This is a genomic window from Shinella sp. BE166 (assembly GCF_051201095.1).
Lineage (GTDB): Bacteria > Pseudomonadota > Alphaproteobacteria > Rhizobiales > Rhizobiaceae > Shinella > Shinella lacus.
Window position 1 is genome coordinate 173,946 of sequence record NZ_JBPEHL010000005.1, and the last position, 21,640, is coordinate 195,585.

General features: G+C 64.8%; 18 protein-coding genes. 5 read left to right on the top strand and 13 right to left on the bottom strand.

All coding sequences use genetic code 11. The features are described 5' to 3' along the window. Nucleotides 1-69 precede the first annotated feature (69 nt). A complete protein-coding gene (locus J2Y63_RS14875) occupies nt 70-561 on the bottom strand; it encodes a universal stress protein (protein ID WP_256118076.1) in 492 nt (163 codons plus the stop codon). 36 nt (nt 562-597) lie between these two features. Further along, a complete protein-coding gene (gene trpS / locus J2Y63_RS14880; RefSeq protein WP_435266720.1) occupies nt 598-1,665 on the bottom strand; it encodes a tryptophan--tRNA ligase in 1,068 nt (355 codons plus the stop codon). A gap of 228 nt (nt 1,666-1,893) precedes the next feature. On the opposite strand from trpS, the gene J2Y63_RS14885 reads away from it, so the two are divergent. Further along, nucleotides 1,894-2,370 carry a YcbK family protein gene (locus tag J2Y63_RS14885; RefSeq protein ID WP_256118079.1) on the top strand — a complete coding sequence of 159 codons (477 nt, stop codon included), beginning with the start codon at nt 1,894-1,896 and terminating at the stop codon, nt 2,368-2,370. Here J2Y63_RS14885 and murJ read toward each other — a convergent pair whose 3' ends face one another. The 3 genes from murJ to mutS all read right to left on the bottom strand — a co-directional run bounded on the left by murJ (nt 2,371) and on the right by mutS (nt 9,643). Then, on the bottom strand, nt 2,371-3,966 hold the full coding sequence (gene murJ, locus J2Y63_RS14890; protein ID WP_435266721.1) for a murein biosynthesis integral membrane protein MurJ: 1,596 nt from the start codon (nt 3,964-3,966) through the stop codon (nt 2,371-2,373). Continuing rightward, nucleotides 3,963-6,809: a [protein-PII] uridylyltransferase gene (locus J2Y63_RS14895; protein WP_435266942.1), complete on the bottom strand. Its 2,847-nt coding sequence runs from the start codon at nt 6,807-6,809 to the stop codon at nt 3,963-3,965. The genes murJ and J2Y63_RS14895 overlap by 4 nt, the downstream gene beginning before the upstream one ends. Nucleotides 6,810-6,904: 95 nt before the next feature. After that, nucleotides 6,905-9,643, bottom strand: coding sequence for a DNA mismatch repair protein MutS (gene mutS, locus J2Y63_RS14900; protein ID WP_435266722.1), 2,739 nt, complete (start codon nt 9,641-9,643; stop codon nt 6,905-6,907). 113 nt (nt 9,644-9,756) lie between these two features. Between mutS and J2Y63_RS14905 the strand changes: the two genes are divergently transcribed. Beyond that, nucleotides 9,757-12,042, top strand: a complete 2,286-nt coding sequence (locus J2Y63_RS14905) for an NADP-dependent malic enzyme (RefSeq protein ID WP_256118083.1) — start codon at nt 9,757-9,759, stop codon at nt 12,040-12,042. 100 nt (nt 12,043-12,142) lie between these two features. Here J2Y63_RS14905 and J2Y63_RS14910 read toward each other — a convergent pair whose 3' ends face one another. The 5 genes from J2Y63_RS14910 to J2Y63_RS14930 form a co-directional block, all read right to left on the bottom strand. Next, nucleotides 12,143-13,021 (bottom strand): GNAT family N-acetyltransferase, encoded by an 879-nt coding sequence (locus tag J2Y63_RS14910; protein WP_435266723.1) that lies wholly within the window; start codon nt 13,019-13,021, stop codon nt 12,143-12,145. A gap of 106 nt (nt 13,022-13,127) precedes the next feature. Then, a complete protein-coding gene (locus tag J2Y63_RS14915) occupies nt 13,128-15,413 on the bottom strand; it encodes an ATP-binding protein (RefSeq protein ID WP_435266724.1) in 2,286 nt (761 codons plus the stop codon). Nucleotides 15,414-15,469: 56 nt separating this feature from the next. Further along, a complete protein-coding gene (gene lspA, locus J2Y63_RS14920) occupies nt 15,470-15,964 on the bottom strand; it encodes a signal peptidase II (RefSeq protein WP_256118087.1) in 495 nt (164 codons plus the stop codon). After that, nucleotides 15,961-16,815 (bottom strand): TrmH family RNA methyltransferase, encoded by an 855-nt coding sequence (locus J2Y63_RS14925; RefSeq protein ID WP_435266725.1) that lies wholly within the window; start codon nt 16,813-16,815, stop codon nt 15,961-15,963. The genes lspA and J2Y63_RS14925 overlap by 4 nt, the downstream gene beginning before the upstream one ends. Next, entirely contained in the window at nt 16,812-17,957 is a 1,146-nt protein-coding gene (locus tag J2Y63_RS14930; protein ID WP_435266726.1) for a class I SAM-dependent methyltransferase, read from the bottom strand. Before J2Y63_RS14930 ends, J2Y63_RS14925 begins: the two co-directional genes overlap by 4 nt. 57 nt (nt 17,958-18,014) lie before the next feature. Between J2Y63_RS14930 and J2Y63_RS14935 the strand changes: the two genes are divergently transcribed. Next, nucleotides 18,015-18,464: an SRPBCC family protein gene (locus J2Y63_RS14935; protein WP_256118090.1), complete on the top strand. Its 450-nt coding sequence runs from the start codon at nt 18,015-18,017 to the stop codon at nt 18,462-18,464. Between the two features lie 3 nt (nt 18,465-18,467). On the opposite strand, the gene J2Y63_RS14940 is transcribed toward J2Y63_RS14935, so the two are convergent. The 3 genes from J2Y63_RS14940 to sppA form a co-directional block, all read right to left on the bottom strand. Further along, on the bottom strand, nt 18,468-18,800 hold the full coding sequence (locus tag J2Y63_RS14940; protein ID WP_256118092.1) for a DUF1049 domain-containing protein: 333 nt from the start codon (nt 18,798-18,800) through the stop codon (nt 18,468-18,470). Nucleotides 18,801-18,903: 103 nt separating this feature from the next. After that, nucleotides 18,904-19,221 (bottom strand): integration host factor subunit beta, encoded by a 318-nt coding sequence (locus J2Y63_RS14945; RefSeq protein ID WP_160858077.1) that lies wholly within the window; start codon nt 19,219-19,221, stop codon nt 18,904-18,906. A 9-nt stretch (nt 19,222-19,230) separates the two neighbouring features. After that, the gene (sppA, locus tag J2Y63_RS14950; protein WP_435266727.1) at nt 19,231-20,181 is read right to left on the bottom strand and encodes a signal peptide peptidase SppA; all 951 of its coding nucleotides are present in this window, start codon (nt 20,179-20,181) and stop codon (nt 19,231-19,233) included. 210 nt (nt 20,182-20,391) lie between these two features. On the opposite strand from sppA, the gene lptC reads away from it, so the two are divergent. Further along, nucleotides 20,392-21,060, top strand: a complete 669-nt coding sequence (gene lptC / locus J2Y63_RS14955) for an LPS export ABC transporter periplasmic protein LptC (protein ID WP_256118094.1) — start codon at nt 20,392-20,394, stop codon at nt 21,058-21,060. Between the two features lie 7 nt (nt 21,061-21,067). Further along, nucleotides 21,068-21,631, top strand: a complete 564-nt coding sequence (locus J2Y63_RS14960; RefSeq protein ID WP_435266728.1) for an LptA/OstA family protein — start codon at nt 21,068-21,070, stop codon at nt 21,629-21,631. Nucleotides 21,632-21,640 lie beyond the last annotated feature (9 nt).

Below are 21,640 nucleotides of genomic sequence, written 5' to 3' on the forward strand. Positions count from 1 at the left end.
TCGGCCAGAATACTTAGAATGGTTCAAAAGAAGATAGGCGTTTCCGCACCCTTCTTCAAGACCAAAGGATCAGCTCAGAGCGTCCAGTTCCTCGTCGGATAGCTGGTCCGGAATGACCGTCACCGGGATCGGGAAGGCCTGTCCGCGGCTTGCCAGCGACGAGACCAGTGGCCCCGGCCCTTCCTTGGCGGACCCTGCGGCAAGAACGAGGATCGCGATGTCGCGGTCTTCCTCGATCAACCCGTTGATGGCTTCGCTCGCGACGCCCTCGCGGATGACCATTTCCGGCTCGATGCCGATCGATTCCCGCAGCGCCTGCGCCGCCTTCGTGAGCACGGATTCTGCTTCCTCGCGGGCTTCCGCCCGCATGATCTCCTCGACGCCCAGCCATTGCTGGAAGTCGCCGTTGGCGATCACATAGAGCAGGACCACGCCGCCATTGGAGTTCTTCGCCCGGCTTCCCGCATAGTGGACGGCGCGCTGGCATTCCGGCGTGTCGTCGATAACCGCCAGAAACTTCCGGCGGTGGCCTTCAAGGCGGGAAAGTCGTCGAGAAACCATGCGGCCCCCTTCTCTCAAAGACGTTTCAGGGCGACCTTACTGCACAAAACCGATGATGTCGCGAACTTCCTTCATCGTCTTTTCAGCGCGCGCACGCGCCCGTTCGCCGCCATCGCGCAGGATGCCGTCGATGTGGGTCGTGTCGTCCATGAGGCGGCGCATCTCGTCGGTGATCGGCGAGAGAACGGTGACCGAGAGGTCGATGAGCGCCGGCTTGAAGACGGAGAACTGCTGGCCGCCATATTCGGCAAGCACGTCCGCCTTGTTCTTGTCGGAGAGCGCGGCATAGATGCCGACGAGGTTGTCCGCCTCCGGCCGGCCCTTCAGTCCTTCGACTTCGCTCGGCAAGGCGTCCGGATCGGTCTTCGCCTTGCGGATCTTCTTGGAGATCGTATCGGCATCGTCGGTGAGGTTGATGCGCGAGAGATCGGAGGCGTCCGACTTCGACATCTTCTTCGTGCCGTCGCGCAGGCTCATGACGCGGGGCGCCGGGCCGCCGATCAGGGGCTCGACCATCGGGAAATAGGCGTGCACCGGCTCCTCGCCAACGACGGTATCGACGCCGGTGCCGGCCTTGCGGATATGGTCGCCGAAATCGATGTTGAACTTCTGCGCGATGTCGCGGGTCAGTTCCAGATGCTGCTTCTGGTCGTCGCCGACAGGCACATGGGTGGCGCGGTAGACGAGGATGTCGGCGGCCATCAGGCTCGGATAGGCGAGCAGGCCGAGCGAGACCTGTTCGGCATTCTTGCCGCCGGTCTTGTCCTTGAACTGGGTCATGCGCTCCATCCAGCCGATGCGCGCCACGCAGTTGAAGATCCAGGCGAGCTCGGAATGCTGCGGCACGGCCGACTGGTTGAAGACGATGTGCTTGGTCGGGTCGATGCCGGAGGCAATGAAGGCGGCGGCGATCGAGCGGATCTGGCCGCGCATGTCCTCATGCACGAGCTGTGCCGTCAGCGCATGCAGGTCGACAACGCAGTAGATGCAGTCGTTGTCGGCCTGCAACGCCACGAACTTGCGGATCGCGCCGAGATAGTTGCCGAGGTGGAGATTGCCGGTCGGCTGGACGCCGGAGAAGACGAGAGGCTTGAATGCGCTCATGACGGTGTTCCTTCAGGCGGGTGGAGGGCCTGATCCTGTTGCTGATCTGGTGGCGCTTATGCACGGCACCGCGGCATGGATCAAGAGGGGGAAACCCGCGCGTCCGCGCTCATCAGAAAGTCCTTATAAAAGACATGTTCCGGTCGTTCTGTCCCTGCGGGGATTTGAGGGGAGGCCGGTCCCGACCGGCCGTTTTGTGACGAAGGGGCGCAAAACGGGGAGAGCACCGTGCAAAAGAACGGTTCCATTCTGCTTGCCTGCGTGGTCGCGCTGACATCGATATTTGCGACCGAAACCCTGGCCAGCCGCATCCACAAACATGTCCTGCGAAACGACAAGGGGAGCGTGGCGAAGATCTACACCGTCCAGACCACGCGCGTGCGGCACCGATGTTTTCCAGGCAAGCTGAGAGCCGTGCTGTCCCATATCGCCCGCCAAGTCGGACGCCGGCCGCTCGTCACGTCAGGCCATCGCTCGAACGGCCGCCGCGGCTCCTACCACCGCAAATGCCTCGCCGCCGATATCCGCATTCCCGGTGTCTCCGTGAAGCGGATCATCGCCGCCGCACGCTCGGCGCCGGCCATCGGCGGCATCGGTACCTATTGCAACGGCATCGTCCATGTCGACGTGGGACCGCGGCGCAGCTGGCACTATTGCGGCGGGCTGGCGCGCCTCACGAAGCGCGCAAGACTCGCTACGCGCTGATTATTCCGGCGAGCCTTCTTCCGGTGGTGCGGCTTTCGCCTTGCGCTTGAGATTGCGCCGAAGCATGCCGAGATCCGCGCCGCCGATCAGGAAAGCGACGGAGAAGTAGACGACCATCGCGAAGGCCACGAGCAGGCCGAGCGCCAGAACCTGCTCATAGAGCGGCGAGGTCGGGGCGAGACGGTCGGCGAGATAGAGCGAGGCGTAGTTAAGCGCGACCGCCATGACGACGGTGGCGATCAGGAGCCGCGCGATGCGCCAGGCGAGCGCCTTTTCCAGCGGCCAGTGGCCGCGGCGAACCAGCGTCACGAAGAGCAGCAGCGCCGTCACCCATCCGGAGACGGCCTCCGCGGTGGCGATGCCGCGCTCGTGGAACAGCGGGAAAAGCGTGACGGCAAGAATACAGTTGAGGACGACCGAAAGCAGCGTAATGCGCATCGGCGTCTTGGTGTCCTCGCGGGCGAAGAAGCCGGGGTTCAACGCCTTGATCATCACGAAGCCCGGCAGGCCGAGGCCGTAGATGGCGAGCGTGCCTGCCACGATCGCCGTCGTCTCCGTGCCGAAGGCGCCGCGCTCGTAGAGCACGCGCACGATCTCGTCGGAGATGACCCAGAGGGCACCGGCGGCGGGCAGCGTCAGGAACAGCACGAATTCCATCGAGCGGTTCTGCAGGTTGCCGGCTTCGCGCTCCTGCCCGCCCTTCAGCGCGCGCGCAAGCTCCGGCAGCAGCACCACGCCCACGGCGATGCCGACGACGCCGAGGGGAAGCTGGTAGACGCGGTCGGCATATTGCAGCACGGAGATCGCGCCATCCTTGGTGGAGGCGATCATCTGGCCAATGATCTGGTTGATCTGGGTGATACCGCCGGTCACCGCCGCGGGAAAGGCGAGCCACAGCAGGCGCTTGACGTTCGGCGTCATGCGCGGGCGGCGAAAGCCGATCCTGATGCCGGCGTGACGCACGCCGGCGTAGAGCACGGCCATCTGAAGGAGGCCCGCGCCCAGCACGCCCCAGGAGAGATACCACGCCGTATCGAGCGGCGAGGCGCCTTGCCAGAGCGCCAGCCCAAGCGCGCCGATCAGCATGACATTGAGGAAAACGGGCGCCACGGCGGCGGCGAAGTAATGGTGCAGCGAATTCAGCATGCCCGACAGCATCGCCGTCAGCGACATGCACATGAGATAGGGGAACATGACGACGGCGAGCTTGACCGTGATGTCGAATTTTTCCGTGTCGCCCACGAAGCCCGGCGCGATGATCCAGGCGACGATGAACGGCATCATCAGCTCCATCGCGATGGTCAGCAACAGGAGCACGGAGAACAGCACGCCGAAAACCTCTTCGGAAAACCGCTTGGCGCCCTCGATGCCGCCGGCCTCGATCTCCTTGGCGAAGAGCGGCACGAAGGCGGCATTGAAGGCGCCCTCGGCGAAGAGGCGGCGAAACAGGTTCGGAAAGCGGAAGGCGGCGTAGAAGGCGTCGGCCATCGGCCCGGTGCCGAGCGCCGCCGCCATCAGCGTTTCGCGGGCGAAGCCGAGCACGCGGCTGCCGAGCGTCGCGCCGCCCACGGTCGCGAATTTCCTGACGAGACTCATTGTTCTGCCCTGATCCTTTTCGGCGTGGCCGCGGCGGCGGGCGCGATCATGCCGGGCGGCATGCGGTCGCGCACCTCGTCCGCCTCGTCCGCCATCACGGCCTTCAGCCGCGCGGCGATATTGGCGTGCCGGTTGTCATTGGTGACCTTCTGGCCGACCAGGTCGGTAACATAGAAGGTATCGATGACCTTCTCGCCGAAGGTGGTGATATGCGCGGACGTGATGTCGAGCGACAGGTCGGACAGCACCGCCGTCACCTCGGAGAGCAGGCCCGGACGGTCGAGGCACTCGATCTCGATGACGGTGAACTTGTTCGACAGCGTGTTGGAGATGGTGACGGCCGGCGATACGGTGAAGGTGCGGTTGCGCTTGCGGCTCTTGGTTCGCGTGGCGATGACTTCCGGCAGGCGCTTGCGGCCGGACAGCACGTCCTCGATCATCCGGCCGATCGTGCCGGCGCGGCGCGTTTCGTCCGCATCGTTCAGGAATTCGCGGTTGACGAGGATGGTGTCGAGCGCGCGGCCATCGGAGGTGGTGAAGATCTGTGCGTCGACGATGTTGGCCCCTGCCGCCGCGCAGGCGCCGGCAATCACGGTCAAAAGCCGCGGATGGTCGGGCGACAGCACGGTGATCTCGGTGATGGCGTGGAAGGAGTGCGTGCGCACCATGGTCGCGAGCGGCTTGCCCGCCTTGTCCGCCTCGCGGATGAAGGCCGCATGGCGCACCTGATCCTCCAGCGATACCGTCAGGAGGTAGGGGTCATAGTGCAGCTTGGTGGAGGCCTTGCGATCCTTCTGGCTCCATTCGGCGGGCAGCGCGTTGAACAGGATATCGCGCGCGGCCTGGGCACGCTCCTTGCGCGACAGTTCGGAGAAACCGCCGGAAATCAGCAGTTCCGTTTCGTAGTAGAGCGTGCGCAGCAACTGGCCCTTCCAGCCGTTCCACACGCCGGGGCCGACCGCGCGGATATCGCAGACCGTCAGCACCAAGAGCATCTTCAGCCGCTCCATCGACTGCACCTTTTCGGCGAAGTCGACGATGGTCTTGCGATCGTTGAGGTCGCGGGTCTGGGCGACCATCGACATGGTGAGGTGTTCCTCGATCAGCCAGACGACCAGCTCCGTCTGCTTCGGCGAAAGCCCGAAGCGCGGGCAGAGTTTGCGCGCGACCTTGGCGCCCGCCTCGGAATGGTCCTCCGGCCGGCCCTTGGCGATGTCGTGCAGGAGCACGGCGACATAGAGCGGGATGCGATCCTCGATGCCCGGCATGATCTGATGGGTCAGCGGATGCGCTTCTTTCTCGCGACCCTGGTCGATATTCGCGAGCACGCCCACGGCGCGGATCAGGTGTTCGTCGACCGTGTAGTGATGATACATGTTGAACTGCATCATCGCGACGATCTTGCCGAAATCCGGGATGAAGCGGCCGAGCACGCCCGCCTCGTTCATGCGGCGAAGGATCAGCGCCGGGTCGCGCGGCGAGGTGAGGATCGACAGGAAGAGCCGGTTCGCCTCCTCGTTTTCACGCAGCGCCGCATTGATCAGCTTCAGCGAACGCGTCATCTGCTTCAAGGCGTCGGGATGGAATTCCAGCCCGTTGATATCGGCGATGTGGAAGAGCCGGATGAGGTTCACCGGATCGCGCTTGAACACCTCCGGATCGGCGATGGTGATGCGGCCGCGATCCTCCAGGAAATCCAGCGTGCCGGCGATCTTGCGCGTGCGGCGGGTGAAGCGGCTGATGACGGCCGAAATGCCGGGCGCCTCCTTGGCCTGCTGGTCCTCCAGCGTGGCGCAGAAGATGCGCGTGAGGTCGCCCACGTCCTTCGCGACGAGGAAATAGTGCTTCATGAAGCGCTCGACGGCGGAGAGGCCCGGATGCGGCTGATAGCCGAGGCATTCGGCGATCTCGCGCTGGATGTCGAAGGACAGCCGCTCCTCCGCCTTGCCCGTCAGGAAGTGCATGTGGCAGCGCACGGCCCAGAGGAAATCGTCCGCCTTCTGGAACAGCTTGTATTCCTGGCGCGACAGCACGCCGAGCTTCACCAGCTCGGCCGGGTCGCGGATGTGGTAGAAATATTTGGCGATCCAGAACAGCGTGTGCAGGTCGCGAAGCCCGCCCTTGCCTTCCTTGACGTTCGGCTCGACGAGGTAGCGCGTATCGCCGGCCTTGCGGTGGCGCTCATCGCGTTCGGCGAGTTTCGCGGCGATGAATTCCGGGCCGGTGCCGCGCATGATCTCGCGGTCGAAGCGCACGCCGAGTTCCTCGAACAGCGCGACCGAGCCGCAGATATAGCGGGCTTCGAGGATCGCGGTGCGGATCGTCATGTCGCCCTTGGAGAGCTGGATGCACTCCTCCAGATTGCGCGTCGCGTGGCCGACTTTGAAGCCGAGATCCCACAGGATATAGAGCATGAATTCGATGGCCGGCTCGCTCCAGGCGGCCGGTTTTGCCGGCAAAAGGAAGAGCAGGTCGATATCCGAGCCCGGCGCCAGCGTGCCGCGGCCATAACCGCCGACGGCCGTCACCGTGATGCGCGCTCCGGGCGGTGCCTGGCCGGCGCTGAAGACGTGGTTCAGCGCAAAATCGTGCAGCACGGCGATCAACTGGTCCTGCAGCCAGGAAATGCGCGCGGCGCATTGCAGGCCGCTGCCATCGGCAAAGAGCAATTCGCGCGCCCGTTCGCGGCCGGCGGCGTTGACCACCTTGAATTCGGCCAGAAGCTCGCGGCGCAGGCGGTCGCGGTAATCGGCATTGGTGCTGGCGATGAATTCGCATTTGGCGCGCAGCGCCGGCACGTCGAGTAGGCCGGAATCGGCCGGTGCCAAGAGCTTGTGTTCCATCGGATGCCGGCCTGCGTCCCGCTTGTCCTCGATCGCCCGTTCGGTTCGCATGCGCTATAAACCCTTTCAGCGCGAGAAGACAGCCATCCTACACGCTAGCGATTGCCAAGTTCTTTCTTCAGCGCGTAGAGCGCATCGAGCGCCTCGCGCGGTGTCATATCGTCCGGGTTGAGGTCCTTCACAAGCCCCTCGACCTTGGACGGGGCGGAGCTGCGCTGAACCTCCTCGCGACGCACCGCGACCTGGAAGAGCGGCAGATCATCTATCAGCTGGCTTGCCGGATTCTTGCGGTCCGCATCTTCCAGCTTGGCGAGCACGTCTTTTGCACGCGCCACCACCGAGGCCGGCAGGCCGGCAAGCCGCGCCACCTGGATGCCGTAGGAGCGATCCGCGGCACCGGGGCCGACTTCATGCAGGAAGATCACGTCGCCGTCCCACTCCTTGACGCGCATTGTGGCGTTGGAAAGGCGGCCAAGCTTCTCCGAAAGCACGGTCAATTCATGGAAATGCGTGGCGAAAAGCCCGCGGCAGCGGTTCGCCTCGTGCAGGTGTTCCACGGCGGCCCAGGCGATGGAGAGGCCGTCGAAGGTCGCGGTTCCGCGGCCGATTTCGTCGAGGATGACGAGCGAACGATCGGTCGCCTGGTTGAGGATCGCCGCCGTCTCGACCATCTCCACCATGAAGGTCGAGCGGCCGCGGGCGAGATCGTCCGATGCACCGACGCGGGAGAACAGGCGATCGACGATGCCGATATGCGCGCTTTCGGCGGGCACATAGGCGCCCATCTGCGCGAGAATGGCGATGAGGGCGTTCTGGCGCAGGAAGGTCGACTTACCGCCCATGTTCGGGCCGGTGAGCAGCCAGATCGCGCCATGGCCTTTGCCGTCCGCCGGCGAGAGATCGCAGGAATTGGCGACGAAGGCGGCGGCCTGCTGGCGGCGCAGCGCCTGCTCGACGACCGGATGGCGCCCGCCGACGATGGCAAACATGGTGGAGCGGTCGACGATCGGCCGGCAATAGGCCTGCTCTTCGGCAAGCGCCGCAAGCCCCACCGACACATCCACGACCGCGAGCGCCCGCGCCGCCGCCTTGATGGGCTCCGCCTCCGCCACGACCGCCTCGACAAGGCCGTCGAAGGCGGCAAGCTCGATGGCGAGCGCCCGGTCGGCGGCGTTGGCGATCTTGGTTTCCAGTTCGGAGAGCACGGTCGTCGTGAAGCGCATGGCGCCGGCCATGGTCTGGCGGTGGATGAAACGCGCCTTCGCCTCGTCGCCATCGGTGAGCGCGGAAGCATTGCCGGCGGAAACCTCGATGAAATAGCCGAGCACATTGTTGTGCTTGATCTTCAGCGACTTGACGCCCGTCTCCTCGGTATATTGCAGCTGGAGCCCGGCAATGACGCGCCGCGACTGGTCGCGCAGCGCCCGCATCTCGTCGAGTTCGGCATTCGCCCCCTCGCGGATGAAGCCGCCGTCGCGCTTCAGGAGCGGCAACTCGTCGGCAAGCATCACCGCGAGGCGGTGCGAAAGATCGAGCGGCAGGTCGGCCACGGCCGTGCGGGCGGTGGCCAGTTCACCGTCAAGCGCCTCGGCTGCCATCGTCCGCGCGATTTCGGCGGAGGTGGACAGGCCTTGCAGGATCGCACCGAGATCGCGCGGGCCGCCGCGGCCGAGCGCAATACGGGACAGTGCGCGCGGCATGTCGGGAAGCCGCTTCAGCGTGGAACGCAGGTCCTCGCAAAAGGACGGGCGGTCGGCAAGGGTCGCAATCGAATCGAGCCGGGCGTTGATCGTGTCCGGATCGGTCAGCGGCGACATCAGCCGTTCGGCAAGCAGGCGCGCGCCGCCGCTCGTCACCGTGCGGTCGATGGCCTTCAAAAGGGTGCCGCTGCGCTCGCCGGAGAGCGTGCGCACCAGTTCGAGATTGGCGCGCGTGGCAGGGTCGATGAAGAGGGTGGAGGCCGAGCTTTCCCGCTCCGGCCGGCCGAGCGGCGGGCGTTCTGCGATCTGCGTCTTTTCCACATAGGCGACGGCGGCGGACGCCGCGGCCAGCTCGGCGCGCGAAAAGGTGCCGAAACCATCCAGCGTCGAAACGCCGAAATAGCGGGCGATGCGGCCTTCCGCGGTCGCACTGTCGAATAGCACCGCCGGCTGCGGCACCGCCACGCGGCCGACGACATCCAATACAGGCCGGAATTCCGGATCGTGGAAGAGCGTGTCCGGCACGATCAGCTCACGCGGGTCGATGCGCAGGATATCGGCGAGGAGCTGGCTCTGCGCGGTCTCCGACAGACGGAAAATGCCGGTCGAAATGTCGATCCAGGCGAGCGCCATGGCGGGTTCCGCCCCGCCGCGAATGCGGGCGACGGCCATCAGGTAATTGGCGTCCGACGGCGAGAGCAGCTTTTCTTCCGTCAGCGTGCCGGGCGTCACCAGCCGCACGACATCGCGCCGCACGACGGATTTCGAGCCGCGCTTCTTCGCCTCCGCCGGGTCCTCGACCTGTTCGCAGACCGCGACGCGGAAGCCGAGCGAAATCAGCCGTTGCAGGTAGTCGTCGGCGGCGTGGACGGGCACCCCGCACATGGGAATGTCGAGCCCCATATGCTGGCCGCGCCTTGTGAGCGTGATGCCGAGCGCGCGGGATGCCTCCACGGCGTCCTGGAAGAACAGCTCGTAGAAATCGCCCATGCGATAGAACAGCATGCTGTCCGGGTTGGCCGCCTTGATTTCGATATACTGCTCCATCATCGGCGTGGCCGATGCGCGGCTTTGGTCGGTGGCAAGGTCGGCCGTCGACAGGATATCGTTCTGGCGCGCGATCTGATCGTTCACGGAGAGTCTGTTCTTCCTAAAAAAGAGGTGTCACCCTAGCCATGCAGCGATATAGAAAACAACAGCTGTGAGCAGCTATGGGTCTATCGCCCACAGGAGTGTAAGGGGGGAGCATGCCGGGTACCGACAAAACCGATCGCCAGAGGGCAAGTGTCACGGACCAGGAGGCACTGGATTTCCACTCGTCCGGACGTCCGGGCAAGCTGGAAATCACGCCGACCAAGCCGATGGCGACGCAACGCGACCTTTCGCTCGCCTATTCGCCCGGCGTCGCGGTGCCGGTAAAGGCCATCGCCGCCGATCCGTCGACCGCCTATGACTACACAACGCGCGGCAACATGGTCGCCGTCATCTCGAACGGCACCGCCATCCTCGGCCTCGGCAATCTGGGCGCACTGGCTTCGAAGCCGGTGATGGAAGGCAAGTCCGTCCTCTTCAAGCGCTTCGCCGACGTCGATTCGATCGACCTCGAAGTCGACACGGAAAATGTCGACGAATTCATCAATTGCGTGCGCTACCTCGGCCCCTCCTTCGGCGGCATCAACCTCGAGGACATCAAGGCGCCCGACTGTTTCATCATCGAGCAGCGCCTGCGCGAGCTGATGGACATCCCCGTCTTCCACGACGACCAGCACGGCACCGCCATCATCGCCGCCGCCGGCCTGATCAACGCGCTGGCGCTGACCGGCCGCGACTTCAAGACGACCAAGCTCGTCTGCAACGGTGCCGGCGCTGCCGCCATCGCCTGCATCGAGCTCATCAAGTCGATGGGCTTTTCGCCGGAAAACGTCATCCTCTGCGATACCAAGGGCGTCATCTACCAGGGCCGCGAAGAGGGCATGAACCAGTGGAAATCGGCCCACGCCGTCAAGACTGACCGCCGCACGCTGACGGAGGCGATGGACGGCGCCGACGTGGTGTTCGGCCTTTCGGCCAAGGGTGCGCTGTCGGAAGAGATGATCCGCTCGATGGCGCCGCGGCCGATCATCTTCGCCATGGCCAATCCCGACCCGGAAATCACCCCGGAAGAGGTCGCCCGCATCCGTGACGACGCGATCGTCGCGACCGGCCGTTCGGACTATCCGAACCAGGTCAACAACGTGCTCGGCTTCCCCTATATCTTCCGCGGTGCGCTCGACGTGCGGGCCTCGACGATCAACGACGCGATGAAGATCGCGGCGGCCGAAGCCCTCGCCCACCTTGCCAAGGAAGATGTGCCGGACGACGTGGCGGCCGCCTATCAGGGCGTGCGCCCGCGCTTTGGCGCGCAGTACATCATCCCCGTGCCGTTCGATCCGCGGCTGATCTCGGCGATCCCGGTCGCCGTCGCCAAGGCGGCGATGGAGACGGGCGTCGCGCGCAAGCAGATCCCGGATCTCGACGCCTATGCCCGCGATCTTCGCGCCCGCCGCGACCCGATCGCCTCGACGCTCCAGCAGATCTATGCCCGGGTGCGCCGCCAGCCGAAGCGCGTCGTCTTCGCCGAGGGCGAAGAAGAGCAGATGATGCGCGCCGCCGTTTCCTATGCCAACCAGCAGCTCGGCACCGCCATCCTGCTCGGCCGCGAGGAGACCATCCGCGAAACGGCGGAACGGGCCGGCATCGATATCGACCGGGCAGGCATCGAGGTGCTGAATGCCCGCATCTCGAAGCGCAACAATGTCTATATCGACTATCTCTATGCCCGGCTTCAGCGGAAGGGTTTCCTCTTCCGTGATGCCCAGCGCCTGATCCACAACGACCGCAACCACTTCGCGGCCTGCATGGTGGCGCTCGGCGATGCGGACGGCATGGTGACGGGTCTCACCCGCAACTATTCCACCGCGCTGGAAGACGTGCGCCGCTGCATCGACGCCAAGCCCGGTCACCGGGTCATCGGCGCGTCGCTCGCGCTCTGCCGCGGCCGCGCCGTGTTGGTCGCCGATACCGCCGTGCACGACATGCCCTCCTCGGAGGAGCTGGCGGATATCGCGGAAGAAGCCGCCGGCCTCGCGCGCCGCCTCGGCTACGAGCCGCGTGTCGCCATGCTCGCCTATTCGACCTTCGGCCATCCCTCGGGCGAACGCTCCGAGCGGGTGCGCGAAGCGGTCAAGATCCTCGATCGCCGCCGCGTCGATTTCGAATATGACGGCGAGATGGCCGCCGATGTGGCGCTCAACCCGCGCATCATGGAGCAATATCCGTTCTGCCGCCTTTCCGGCCCCGGCAACGTGCTCGTCATGCCGGCGTTCCACTCGGCGGCGATCTCCACCAAGATGCTGCAGGAACTCGGCGGCGCCATGGTCATCGGCCCGCTGCTCGTCGGCCTCGACAAGTCGGTGCAGATCGTCTCGATGGGCGCGAAGGATTCCGACATCGTCAACATGGCGGCCCTTGCCGCCTACAATTCCGGCGTCTGACTGGAACGTGAAAAAGCCGCCCGTCCCGGAGGTCGGGAACGGGCGGCAAAATCAGACTATACTGATCTTCATCGAAATAGGTTTGAGCTTCCCGGATTGCTTAGCTGGCGAAACGTCCGGCATCCGCACCGTAATAATTGAGGTAGCGGCCGGAAATCTTGCCGATCGGCAGCACGATCAGCACATCCGTCGTGTTGAAGCCGTGGTCGACGACGGCACCCTCACCGACCGTCGCGCCAAGGCGCAGATAGCCCTTGACCAGCGGCGGCATGGCAGAGAGCGCACGGCGCGCATCGATGCCTTCCGACGGCATCAGGTCCATGGTGCGGAACAGTTCCGGCCGGGCGAACACGCTCCACTCTTCCTTCGCCAGCACATTGTGATGCAGGAAGGAGAGCGCCAGCGCATGTTCCTCCGGCACCGTGCCGTGGAACGAGGCGCAGCCGAACATCACGTCGATGCGGTGCCTCAGCGAATAGGCCCAGTTGCCCTGCCAAAGCAGCTCCACCGTGCGCTTGGTGCGGTAGGCGGGCAGCACGCAGGAGCGGCCGAGCTCCATGAAGCGTTTTCCGGGGTGACGCGCGATCAGCGAATCGACGTCGAATTCCGACTGGGAATAGAAGCCGCCCGAAACGGCCGCCACATCCTGGCGCAGCAGGCGGTAGGTGCCGACGATCTGCTCTTCCGCGTCGCCCTCGATCGAGGTGTCAAGCACGAGAAGGTGGTCGCAGACCATGTCCCAGGCATCGATGTCGCGCTTGCGGCGCACCGCATCCGGCGAGAGCTTTGCGTTCATCTCTTCCGCGAAGACCCGGTAGCGCACGGCCTGCGCCGCGTCGATTTCGGTGACCGAGCGGGCGATGCGCGTCTCGAGATTGCCGATGCGGCCGAGCACGTCCGTTCCCGACCGTCCCGCGACTGTAACGGTCTTCTGCGGGATCTCTGCCGGAGTGATGGTCTGGGCGAGGTCGAGCGTCATGGCAGTGTATCCGTTGGCGAAACTTCTGGGTTTTAACCACGATTCTGCAACAGGATAATGACGCAAGGCCCGCTTGAACAGATACCCCGGCCGCGGCAAGGTGACGTCATATAGCAGCGCGATGCGCGAGCCGGGCGATTTCCGCAATCAGAACAACGGGATCGGCGGGTTTCGCCAGAACGGCGTCGGCGCCGACCGAAAGCAGCTCCTCGCGCAGGCCGGCGCGGCTGTCGGCCGTCAGTACGACGACCGGCAGACGGGCATTGCCGTAGTCGCGCTGGACGATTCGCGCGATCATTTCCCTGCCGTCACCGCCGGGCATGCCGAGGTCGGTGACGAGAAGATCGGCCGCGAAGGGTCCGGCATCCGTGGCGCCGGCAAGCGCGGAAACGAGGCTCGGATAGTCGTGCACATGGCGCACGGTGTGGCCCGCGCGCTCCAGCACGGAACGCACCAGCATGGCGTTCACCGGGTCGTCTTCGGCGAGCAGGATGCGCGCACCCGTCGCGGCGGCGGGTGTCGCCTCGGGCGCCGGCTGCGGCGGTTCCTTCAGGATCGGGCGGTTGTCGTTGATCGCGTCGCGCACCTCGATGCCCTTCATGCGGCCGCGCAGCACCTCGACCAGCGAACGCTCGCGCAGCGGCCGGATGAGCCAGGAATCATACCCTTCGCCATTGCCGATCGCCCTGCCGCTGCGCTCTTCCGGATTGACGAGATAGATGCGGCGCGCGCGGCTGTCACGGAAATAGCCGAGATCGGCGAGTTCGCGGCGGAAGATGCCGGCAAGGCGATTGTCGACGATGATGTCGGTGAGCTCGGCCCTGCGGCCGGCGAGCCCCTGCGCGAGATCGAGCGCCTCGTCGACGGAGGTGGCGAGATGGCAGGCGCCGCCCAGGGCATCGATGGTGCGCACCAGCGCCTTGGCGGCCGGGCCGGCCGGCGCCAGCAGGAAGACCAGGCTGCCCTTCAGCACACCCTTGCGCGAGCCGCCATTGCCCGCCGTCTTGCGCGGATCGGCCGGCATGCGGATGGTGAAGGTGCTACCCTTGCCCTGCGTGCTTTCGAGCGTCAGCCCGCCGCCGGCCTCGTTCAGGATGCGCGCCGAGATGGCAAGGCCGAGGCCGGTTCCGCCGCTGCGCTGCGCGGCGCTGCCCGTCTGTTCGAATTCCTGGAAGATGCGCGCTTGTTCTTCGGCATTCATGCCGGGGCCGCTATCGGTGACGCGGATGACGATGACGCCACGGTCCATCGTGGTTTCGAGCGAGACGCCGCCCGTATGGGTGAATTTCACGGCATTGCCGACGACATTATAGAGCACCTGGCGCAGGCGCGGCGCGTCGTAGAGCATCAGGCCAGGCACCTCCGGCGAGACGAAGGAGCCGATCTCGATGCCCTTTTCATGGGCGCGCGGCGAGAGCATTTCGACGACGCTTTCCAGCATCGGCCGCACCGGCTCCTCCGACGGGCGCAGCTGGAATCGGCCGGCCTCTATGGTCGAGAAATCGAGCAGGTCGTCGACGAGCTGCACCAGCGCATGGCCGGACTGGCGCATGCCGGAAAGATAGTTCTTCTGCTCGGCCGTCAGCCGCGTCTGGCCGATCAGGTGCGACATGCCGAGAATGCCGGAGAGCGGGGTACGGATCTCGTGGCTGACGGTGGCGAGCAGGCGGGACTTCGCGGCGCTCGCCTCCTCGGCACGCTGGCGGGCACGCTCGCGCTCGCCTTCGGCGCGACGTTCTTCCGTCACGTCGCGGGCGATGGAATGCACCACGAGCTCGCCGGAAGCGGGATCGCGCACGGTGACGTCGTGCCAGGAATAGATGCGCTTACCCGCCGGGCGTTCCACGTCGACATCGTAGCGATGCGCCATCGCCTGCGAGCGGAAGGTGAGGCCGATCGCCTCGCAGGTCCGGCCTTCGACATCGGCGACTCCGGTCAACTCGCCGAGCACGGCATTGGCGCGCAGGATGCGGCCGTCGAGCGAGCGCATGACGACGATGTCGCCGAGCACGTCATGGATGGCGGAGAGGATTTCGGAGGTTTCGCTGCGCTCCCAGCTGCGGTCGCGATCGGCCTCGATGCCGGGAGCCGGATGGCGCGTCCAGAGGAGGAAAGCGGCACCGGCAAGGCCCGCAAGGCCGAGGCCGACGGCGGCGATGTAGAAGCCGGCCGTCATGCCGGTTGCCAGCACCAGCGCGCCCAGAAGCAGGCCGACGCCCCCGATCACGCTGCGGATCGTCGCGTGGTTTTCCGGCTCGGCGCGCTGTGCGGGGGCCTCCTGGCGAAGAAGATCCTGCGCCGCGTCCTGCTCGGAACGGACGTCGGCGGACCGGCGCGGTGCATCGGCAAATTCGGCCTTGAGCCGATCTTGTAGCTTGACGGGTTCGCTCATGAGGAACCGCTTACCACATGGACCGTTCAAATCGGCTTCAGCAAGTCGTTCGAATTTTAACGTTTCGCGCGGCGCAGCAGCAGGAGCTCGTCGAGGATGACCAGGGCGGCGCCGATGGTGATGAAACTGTCGGCGAGGTTGAACACCGCGAAGGACCAGGTCTCCGTGTAGAACAGGACATAGTCGATCACGTAGCCGAACAGCGCCCGGTCTATGAGATTGCCGAAGGCGCCGGCGATGATGAAGGCGTAGCCGGCATGGGCGAAGCCGCGCGCCTTGGGCGTCTGGCGCCAGAGCCAGACGACGAAGCCGACGACGAAGAGCCGGAGCGTGACGATGAACCAGCCCTCCATGCCCGACAGCATGGAGAAGGCGACGCCGTAATTGTAGGTGCGGTAGAGCGCCAGCATCGGCACGACATGCACCGCCTCCTGGAAGGGCAGCCAGGCCTCGACGGCGAATTTCACCGCCTGGTCAAGCAGAAGCGCCAGCACGATGACGACGATCACCGGCACCGGCCGGGACATCAGCGGAATGCGTTCTTCGTTCATGCGCGCGCATCCAGCGTCAGCAGATGGCGGCGCGCCTCGAAGAGCATAATGCCGGTGGCGATCGCGAGATTGAGCGAATCGGCACGGCCGGCCTGCGGGATGCGGGCGAGCGCATCGGCCTCGCGGGCAAGCTCTTCCGGCAGGCCGGATTGCTCGTTGCCCATGAGGAGCACGACAGGCTTCTTCTTGTAATCGATGGTGCGGTAGTCGACAGCACCGGCGAGATGGGTCGCGACGACCTGAACGCCGGCCGTCTTCTTCCAGGCGAGGAAATCGGAGGGGCTCGCTTTCACCAGCGGCACGGCGAAGACCGAGCCCATGGTGGCGCGCACGGTTTCCATCGAGAAGGGATCGGTGCTCTCGCCGACGAGGATGACGCCGCTGGCGCCGGCCGCATCCGCGGTGCGGATGATCGTGCCGAGATTGCCGGGGTCGCGCACGCGGTCGAGCGCGACATAGGTTTCGCCGGTCTGGGGCTTCAGGTCGCGAAGGCTCGTCCAGCGCTGGGCAAAGATGCCGACGACCATCTGCGGATTGTCGCGCCGGGTGATCGAGGAGAGCACCTTTTCGCTGACTTCCAGCACCAACCCGCCGCGCGCCACGGTCTTCGTCGCGCATTGCACGACCTGCGGCTTGTCCTTGACGTTCTTGGCATAGACCAGCATCTTGATCTCGAAGCCGAGTTCCAGCGCGTCGATGACGAGCTTCAGGCCTTCCGCCATGAAGCTCTTCGTCTCGTCGCGGTCCTTCTTGTTGGCGAGCGCCTTGATGTCCTTGATGATCGGGTTTGCGAGGCTCGTGACCTCCTTCACCTGCCCGACGCGGCGCGTTCCGTGCTGTTCGTGGCTCATGCGCTGATCCATCGGCTGAAAAGGGAGGTGGAGAGCGCGCGGCCGGTATTCTTGCCGTCGATGCCGCTCTCACGGATAACGAGTTCGCCGGATTCCACCGTGCCGCCGGCGCCGCGCATCGTCTCGCGCATCAGCTCGTGGATGGAATAGAAACTCGCTCGGATCGAATAGGCGGTCAGGACGAGGCCGATCGCCTTGGGCGACAGAATTTCGCGGCAGACATCGAGCATTAGCGGCAGGTGGTCGAAGAGATGCCAGACCTCGCCATTCGGGCCGCGGCCGAATTTCGGCGGGTCCGTCAGGATGATGTCGTATTTGCTGCCGCGGCGCTCCTCGCGCTGGATGAACTTCATCGCGTCTTCGCAGATCCAACGGATCGGAAGCTTTTCCATGCGCCCGAGTGCCTGGTTTTCCCGCCCCCAGCCGATCGCCTTCTTGGACGCATCGACATGGGTTACTTCCGCGCCGGCCGCGGCGGCGACCAGCGAGGCGACACCGGTATAACCGAAGAGGTTCAGTACCTTGACCGGCCGACCGGCCGTCTCGACCTTGTCCCTCATCCAGCTCCAGTGGGCGAGCTGTTCCGGAAAGACGCCGACATGGCGGAAGGCGGTGAAGCGGCCGTGAAAATCGACGTCGAGCAGCTTCATCGGCCAGGTCTCGCCGAGCGCTGCCTTGGGAAACCTCCAGCGCCCCATGCCGTCCTCTTCCGTATCGCCGGTGAAGAGGGCGTCGGCCTTGTCCCAGGCGCTGTCGGGCAGGCTGCGCTGCCAGAGCGCCTGCGCTTCCGGCCGCACGATGCGGTAGGGGCCGTATTGTTCGAGCTTCTCGCCGGCACCGCTGTCGATCAGGCGGTACTGGTCGGAGCCTGCGGTCTCCAGGATGACGGGCAGGCGCTCGGCCGGCTTCTCGCCCTCGCGGCGCATCAGCGGGCGGGCGGGCGCTTCCGGTGCCGGTCGCGGCTCCTTCTTGGGGGCGGGGGCCTTCATGGCCGGAGCCCTTTGCGCCTGCGCCTTGGCGGGCGCGGCGGAGCCGATCTTCGGCCGGCGGTGTCTGTCCTTCACGATGGATCGTCCGTCGTCGGTTGAAAACTTGCCGGCAGCGCCGGAAAACGAGCGGTCCCCATACCATCCCTCCCCCACTTGGCAAAGCGCTTTCCGATCTGCGATAAGTTGAGGCTATTCCTGGGAGGATCGATCATGGACATGTCCGGCGAAGAACGCATTGCGGCCCCGCGCGACGCCGTCTGGGCGGCACTGAACGATCCGGAGATCCTGAAGGCCTGCATTCCGGGCTGTCAGTCGCTCACCATGAAATCGCCGACCGAGCTGGAAGCGACCGTCAAGATCAAGATAGGCCCGGTTTCGGCAACCTTCAGCGGCGAAGTGACGCTTTCCAACCTCAACCCGCCGATGGGCTATACGATCTCCGGCGAGGGCAAGGGCGGCATTGCGGGTTTTGCCAAGGGCGGCGCGGATGTGCGGCTCATCGAGGACGGCGACGGCACGATCCTCGCTTATGACGTCAAGGCGCAGATCGGCGGCAAGCTCGCCCAGCTCGGCTCGCGGCTCATCGATTCGACGTCGAAGAAGCTTGCGACGCAGTTCTTCGCCGATCTCGGCGAGAAGCTGAACGGCGCCGCAGCCTAAGAGTTATTTCCCGGAAACCGGCACCACGGCCTGTGCGGCGATCGCCTTGTGCTTTTCCGCCTCGCTGTGCCACTTCACGGCTTCGCTCGCCTCGATGCGGGCGCGCTTGCGGTATTTGCCCTGGGTGAACCAGGTGGCGAACGAGCCGATCACCAGGCCCAGGATCACCGCGAGGAAGAGGTAGACGAAGAACGGCGCGGTGACGGAGAGCACGCTGTCCTCGGGCCGGAACGGATTGAGCGCCAGCGTCACCGCTTGCCGGTTCGCCACCGACAGCACGATCAGCACGATGGCGATCGGGATGAGGACGAGGATGTTGACTACTCTCTTGATCATGGCATCACCTGCTTTGGCGCGCGGCGCCGATCAGGCGCCTGCGCTTTAGAGTGTTTCCGCAATTCCTGAGGCAAAATCGCGGCACTCTTTTGCTGGACTTGCTTTAATCGTCCTGGTCGGCCTGGCCGGGATTAAGACGCTCGCGCAGCTCCTTGCCGGTCTTGAAGAAGGGAACCCACTTCTCCTCGACGAAAACCGCGTCGCCCGTGCGCGGGTTGCGCCCCGAACGCGAGGGGCGGTTCTTGACGGAGAAGGCGCCGAAGCCGCGCAGCTCCACCCGGTTTCCGCCGGCCAGCGCATCGGTGATCTCATCGAGCACCGCGTTGACGATGTTCTCGACATCACGGTGGTAGAGGTGGGGATTGCGCGCGGCGACAATCTGAACCAATTCCGACTTGATCACTGTGTCCCCCTCAAAAATTCTTGTTTTTCAATCACGATCAACCTGCCAAACCGAAACAAGACCGTCAAGAAACAACTTTTCGCCGGTCAGCTTTTCGATCGTCGGTTGAAGATCGAGCGGCAGCCCGAAGACGGAACGTGCAAAATCACGCGCGCTGCTGCCGATCCACGAAATCCCCGAGCGCTTCACCGCCTCGTAGTCGACGAAGGGCAGATCGGCGGGCACCTTGCGCTCATCGAGATAGGCGCGAATCTCCTCCGGGCCGCCGAGCTTGTCGACGAGCTTGGCGGCCAGCGCCTGGCGGCCGGTGAAGATGCTGCCGTCGGCAAGGCGCAGCACTTGGTCGCGCGGCAGCTTGCGGCGTTCGACGACGAGATCGACGAACCAGTCGTAGCTGTCCATCACCATCGCGCGGATCATCGTCTTCGCCTCTTCGCTTGCCGGGTGGAACGGCGAGGGCTCGGCCTTCAGCGGCGCCGATTTGATCTCTTCGAGCGAGACGCCGATCTTGTCCATCAGCTCCTTCATCTGCGGATACTGGAAGAGCACGCCGATCGAGCCGGTGATCGAACTTTCGCCGGCTATGATCGTGTCGCCGGCGGTCGCGATCATATAGCCGGCGGAGGCTGCGAGCGTGCGCACGTCCGAGACGACCGGCTTCTTTTCCGCCACCTTGCGCAGCGCTTTGAAGATGACCTCGCCGCCGTATGTGGTGCCGCCCGGCGACGAGATCGTCACGACGAGCGCTTTCGCCCGGTCGTTGCGGGCGATGCGGTCGAGGCGCTCCAGCAGCTCGGCATCGTCCTGGATGATGCCGGAAATGCTGACCCGCGCGATATGGTCGCGTGCGCCGCTGCCCGGCCAGCGCCAAGCGGCAGCCGCAAGAATGACGGCAAGCGCGATCAGGACGGCGACGACCCGCCAGAAGGTGAGCTTGCGGCGCAGTTGCCGGCGGTCGGCGATGGCGGAGTGATCCATTCCCTGTCCTCGATGCTGGCGCCCCTAGACTTTCAGGTGGCTTGCCGAAGGCCCTATCGATATGGCATTCCAGAAGCAAATGGCAATTCGTCGCTGAACTTTCTTGGGCAGACATTGTTTGTTCAGGAATAATCGCCATATGGGGCCCGTTATCCGAGGGTCCCTCGTTTCGCAGCGAAGGCCATATCGGCAAGATATTTAGCAGGTACAATGCTGGACACCGTGGCAGAAGCACCGATGGGTGCACAGGGCACAGGCGTATCCGCCGCGGCTTATCGCCTCGCGACGCGGCATTCCGCGCGCGTGCGCTTCCTGAAAGTCGCGCTGCCGGTCGCCGCCATCATCGTTGCGGTTGTCTTCGTGATCGTCTCGATCGTGCGCACCTATCTGCCCACCGAATTGCAGGTCGAAAGTGCCTCCATCGAAGACGGCAAGATCGTGATGCGCAATCCGGCAATCTCCGGGCGCAACAATGACGGCATCAGCTATTCGATGAAGGCCGAGCGGGCGCTGCAGGACATGAAGCAGCCGGACGTGCTGACACTGGAAAACATCAAGGCCAAGGTGCCGGTCAACGAGAGCACGATTGCCGAGGTCGTGGCCGCCACCGGCGTCTACGATCGGGGCAAGAACCTGCTCGACATGATCGCCCCCTTCACCATCAGCCTCAACACCGGCCTCGAAGCCGCCTTCCGCTCCGCCCATCTCGATATCGACGGCGGCAACATGTCGACGCAGGAGCCGGTTTCCATCCGCTCGCGCGAAGCATCCATTGTTGCGCAGTCGCTGAGAATGACGGATAAAGGCCGGATCGTCGTCTTCGAGGGCAAGGTCGTCGTCGACGTCGATCCTGCCGCCATCCGCAACCGAGAAAAGTAAGAGCGCCATGTTCGCCACTCTCTCCGCCCCGCTCCGGGCCGCCAGCATCTTCGTTCTTGCCACAAGCCTCACGCTGATCTCGGTTCCCGCGGGCGCCCAGCAGACGTCGAGCCGCATGAAGGGCATGCAGCTATCGAACGACCAGCCGATCCAGATCCAGAGCGACAAGCTTGAGATCCGCGACCAGGAGAACAAGGCCGAATTTTCCGGCAATGTGAAGGTCGTGCAGGGCACGACGACGCTTCAGGCGGGCAAGATGATCGTCTACTACGCCGCCGGCGGACAGGGTTCCGTGGCGAGCGGCGATGCGGATATCGAGAAGATCGACGTTTCGGAAAAGGTCTATCTCAAGTCCGGCACGCAGGAAGCGACCGCCGATACCGGCACGTTCAATCTCGTCAACGAGACGCTTCTGCTGAAGGGCGAGAAGGTCGTGCTGTCGGAAGGCAAGAACGTCTTCGTCGGCTGCCAGCTGCTCGTCACCATGCGCACCGGCGAGGCCAAGCTCGATGCCTGCGGCGGCCGCGTCATGATCCAGCTCGACCCGAAGTCGCGCAAGACCACGAATTGAGATAGCGTT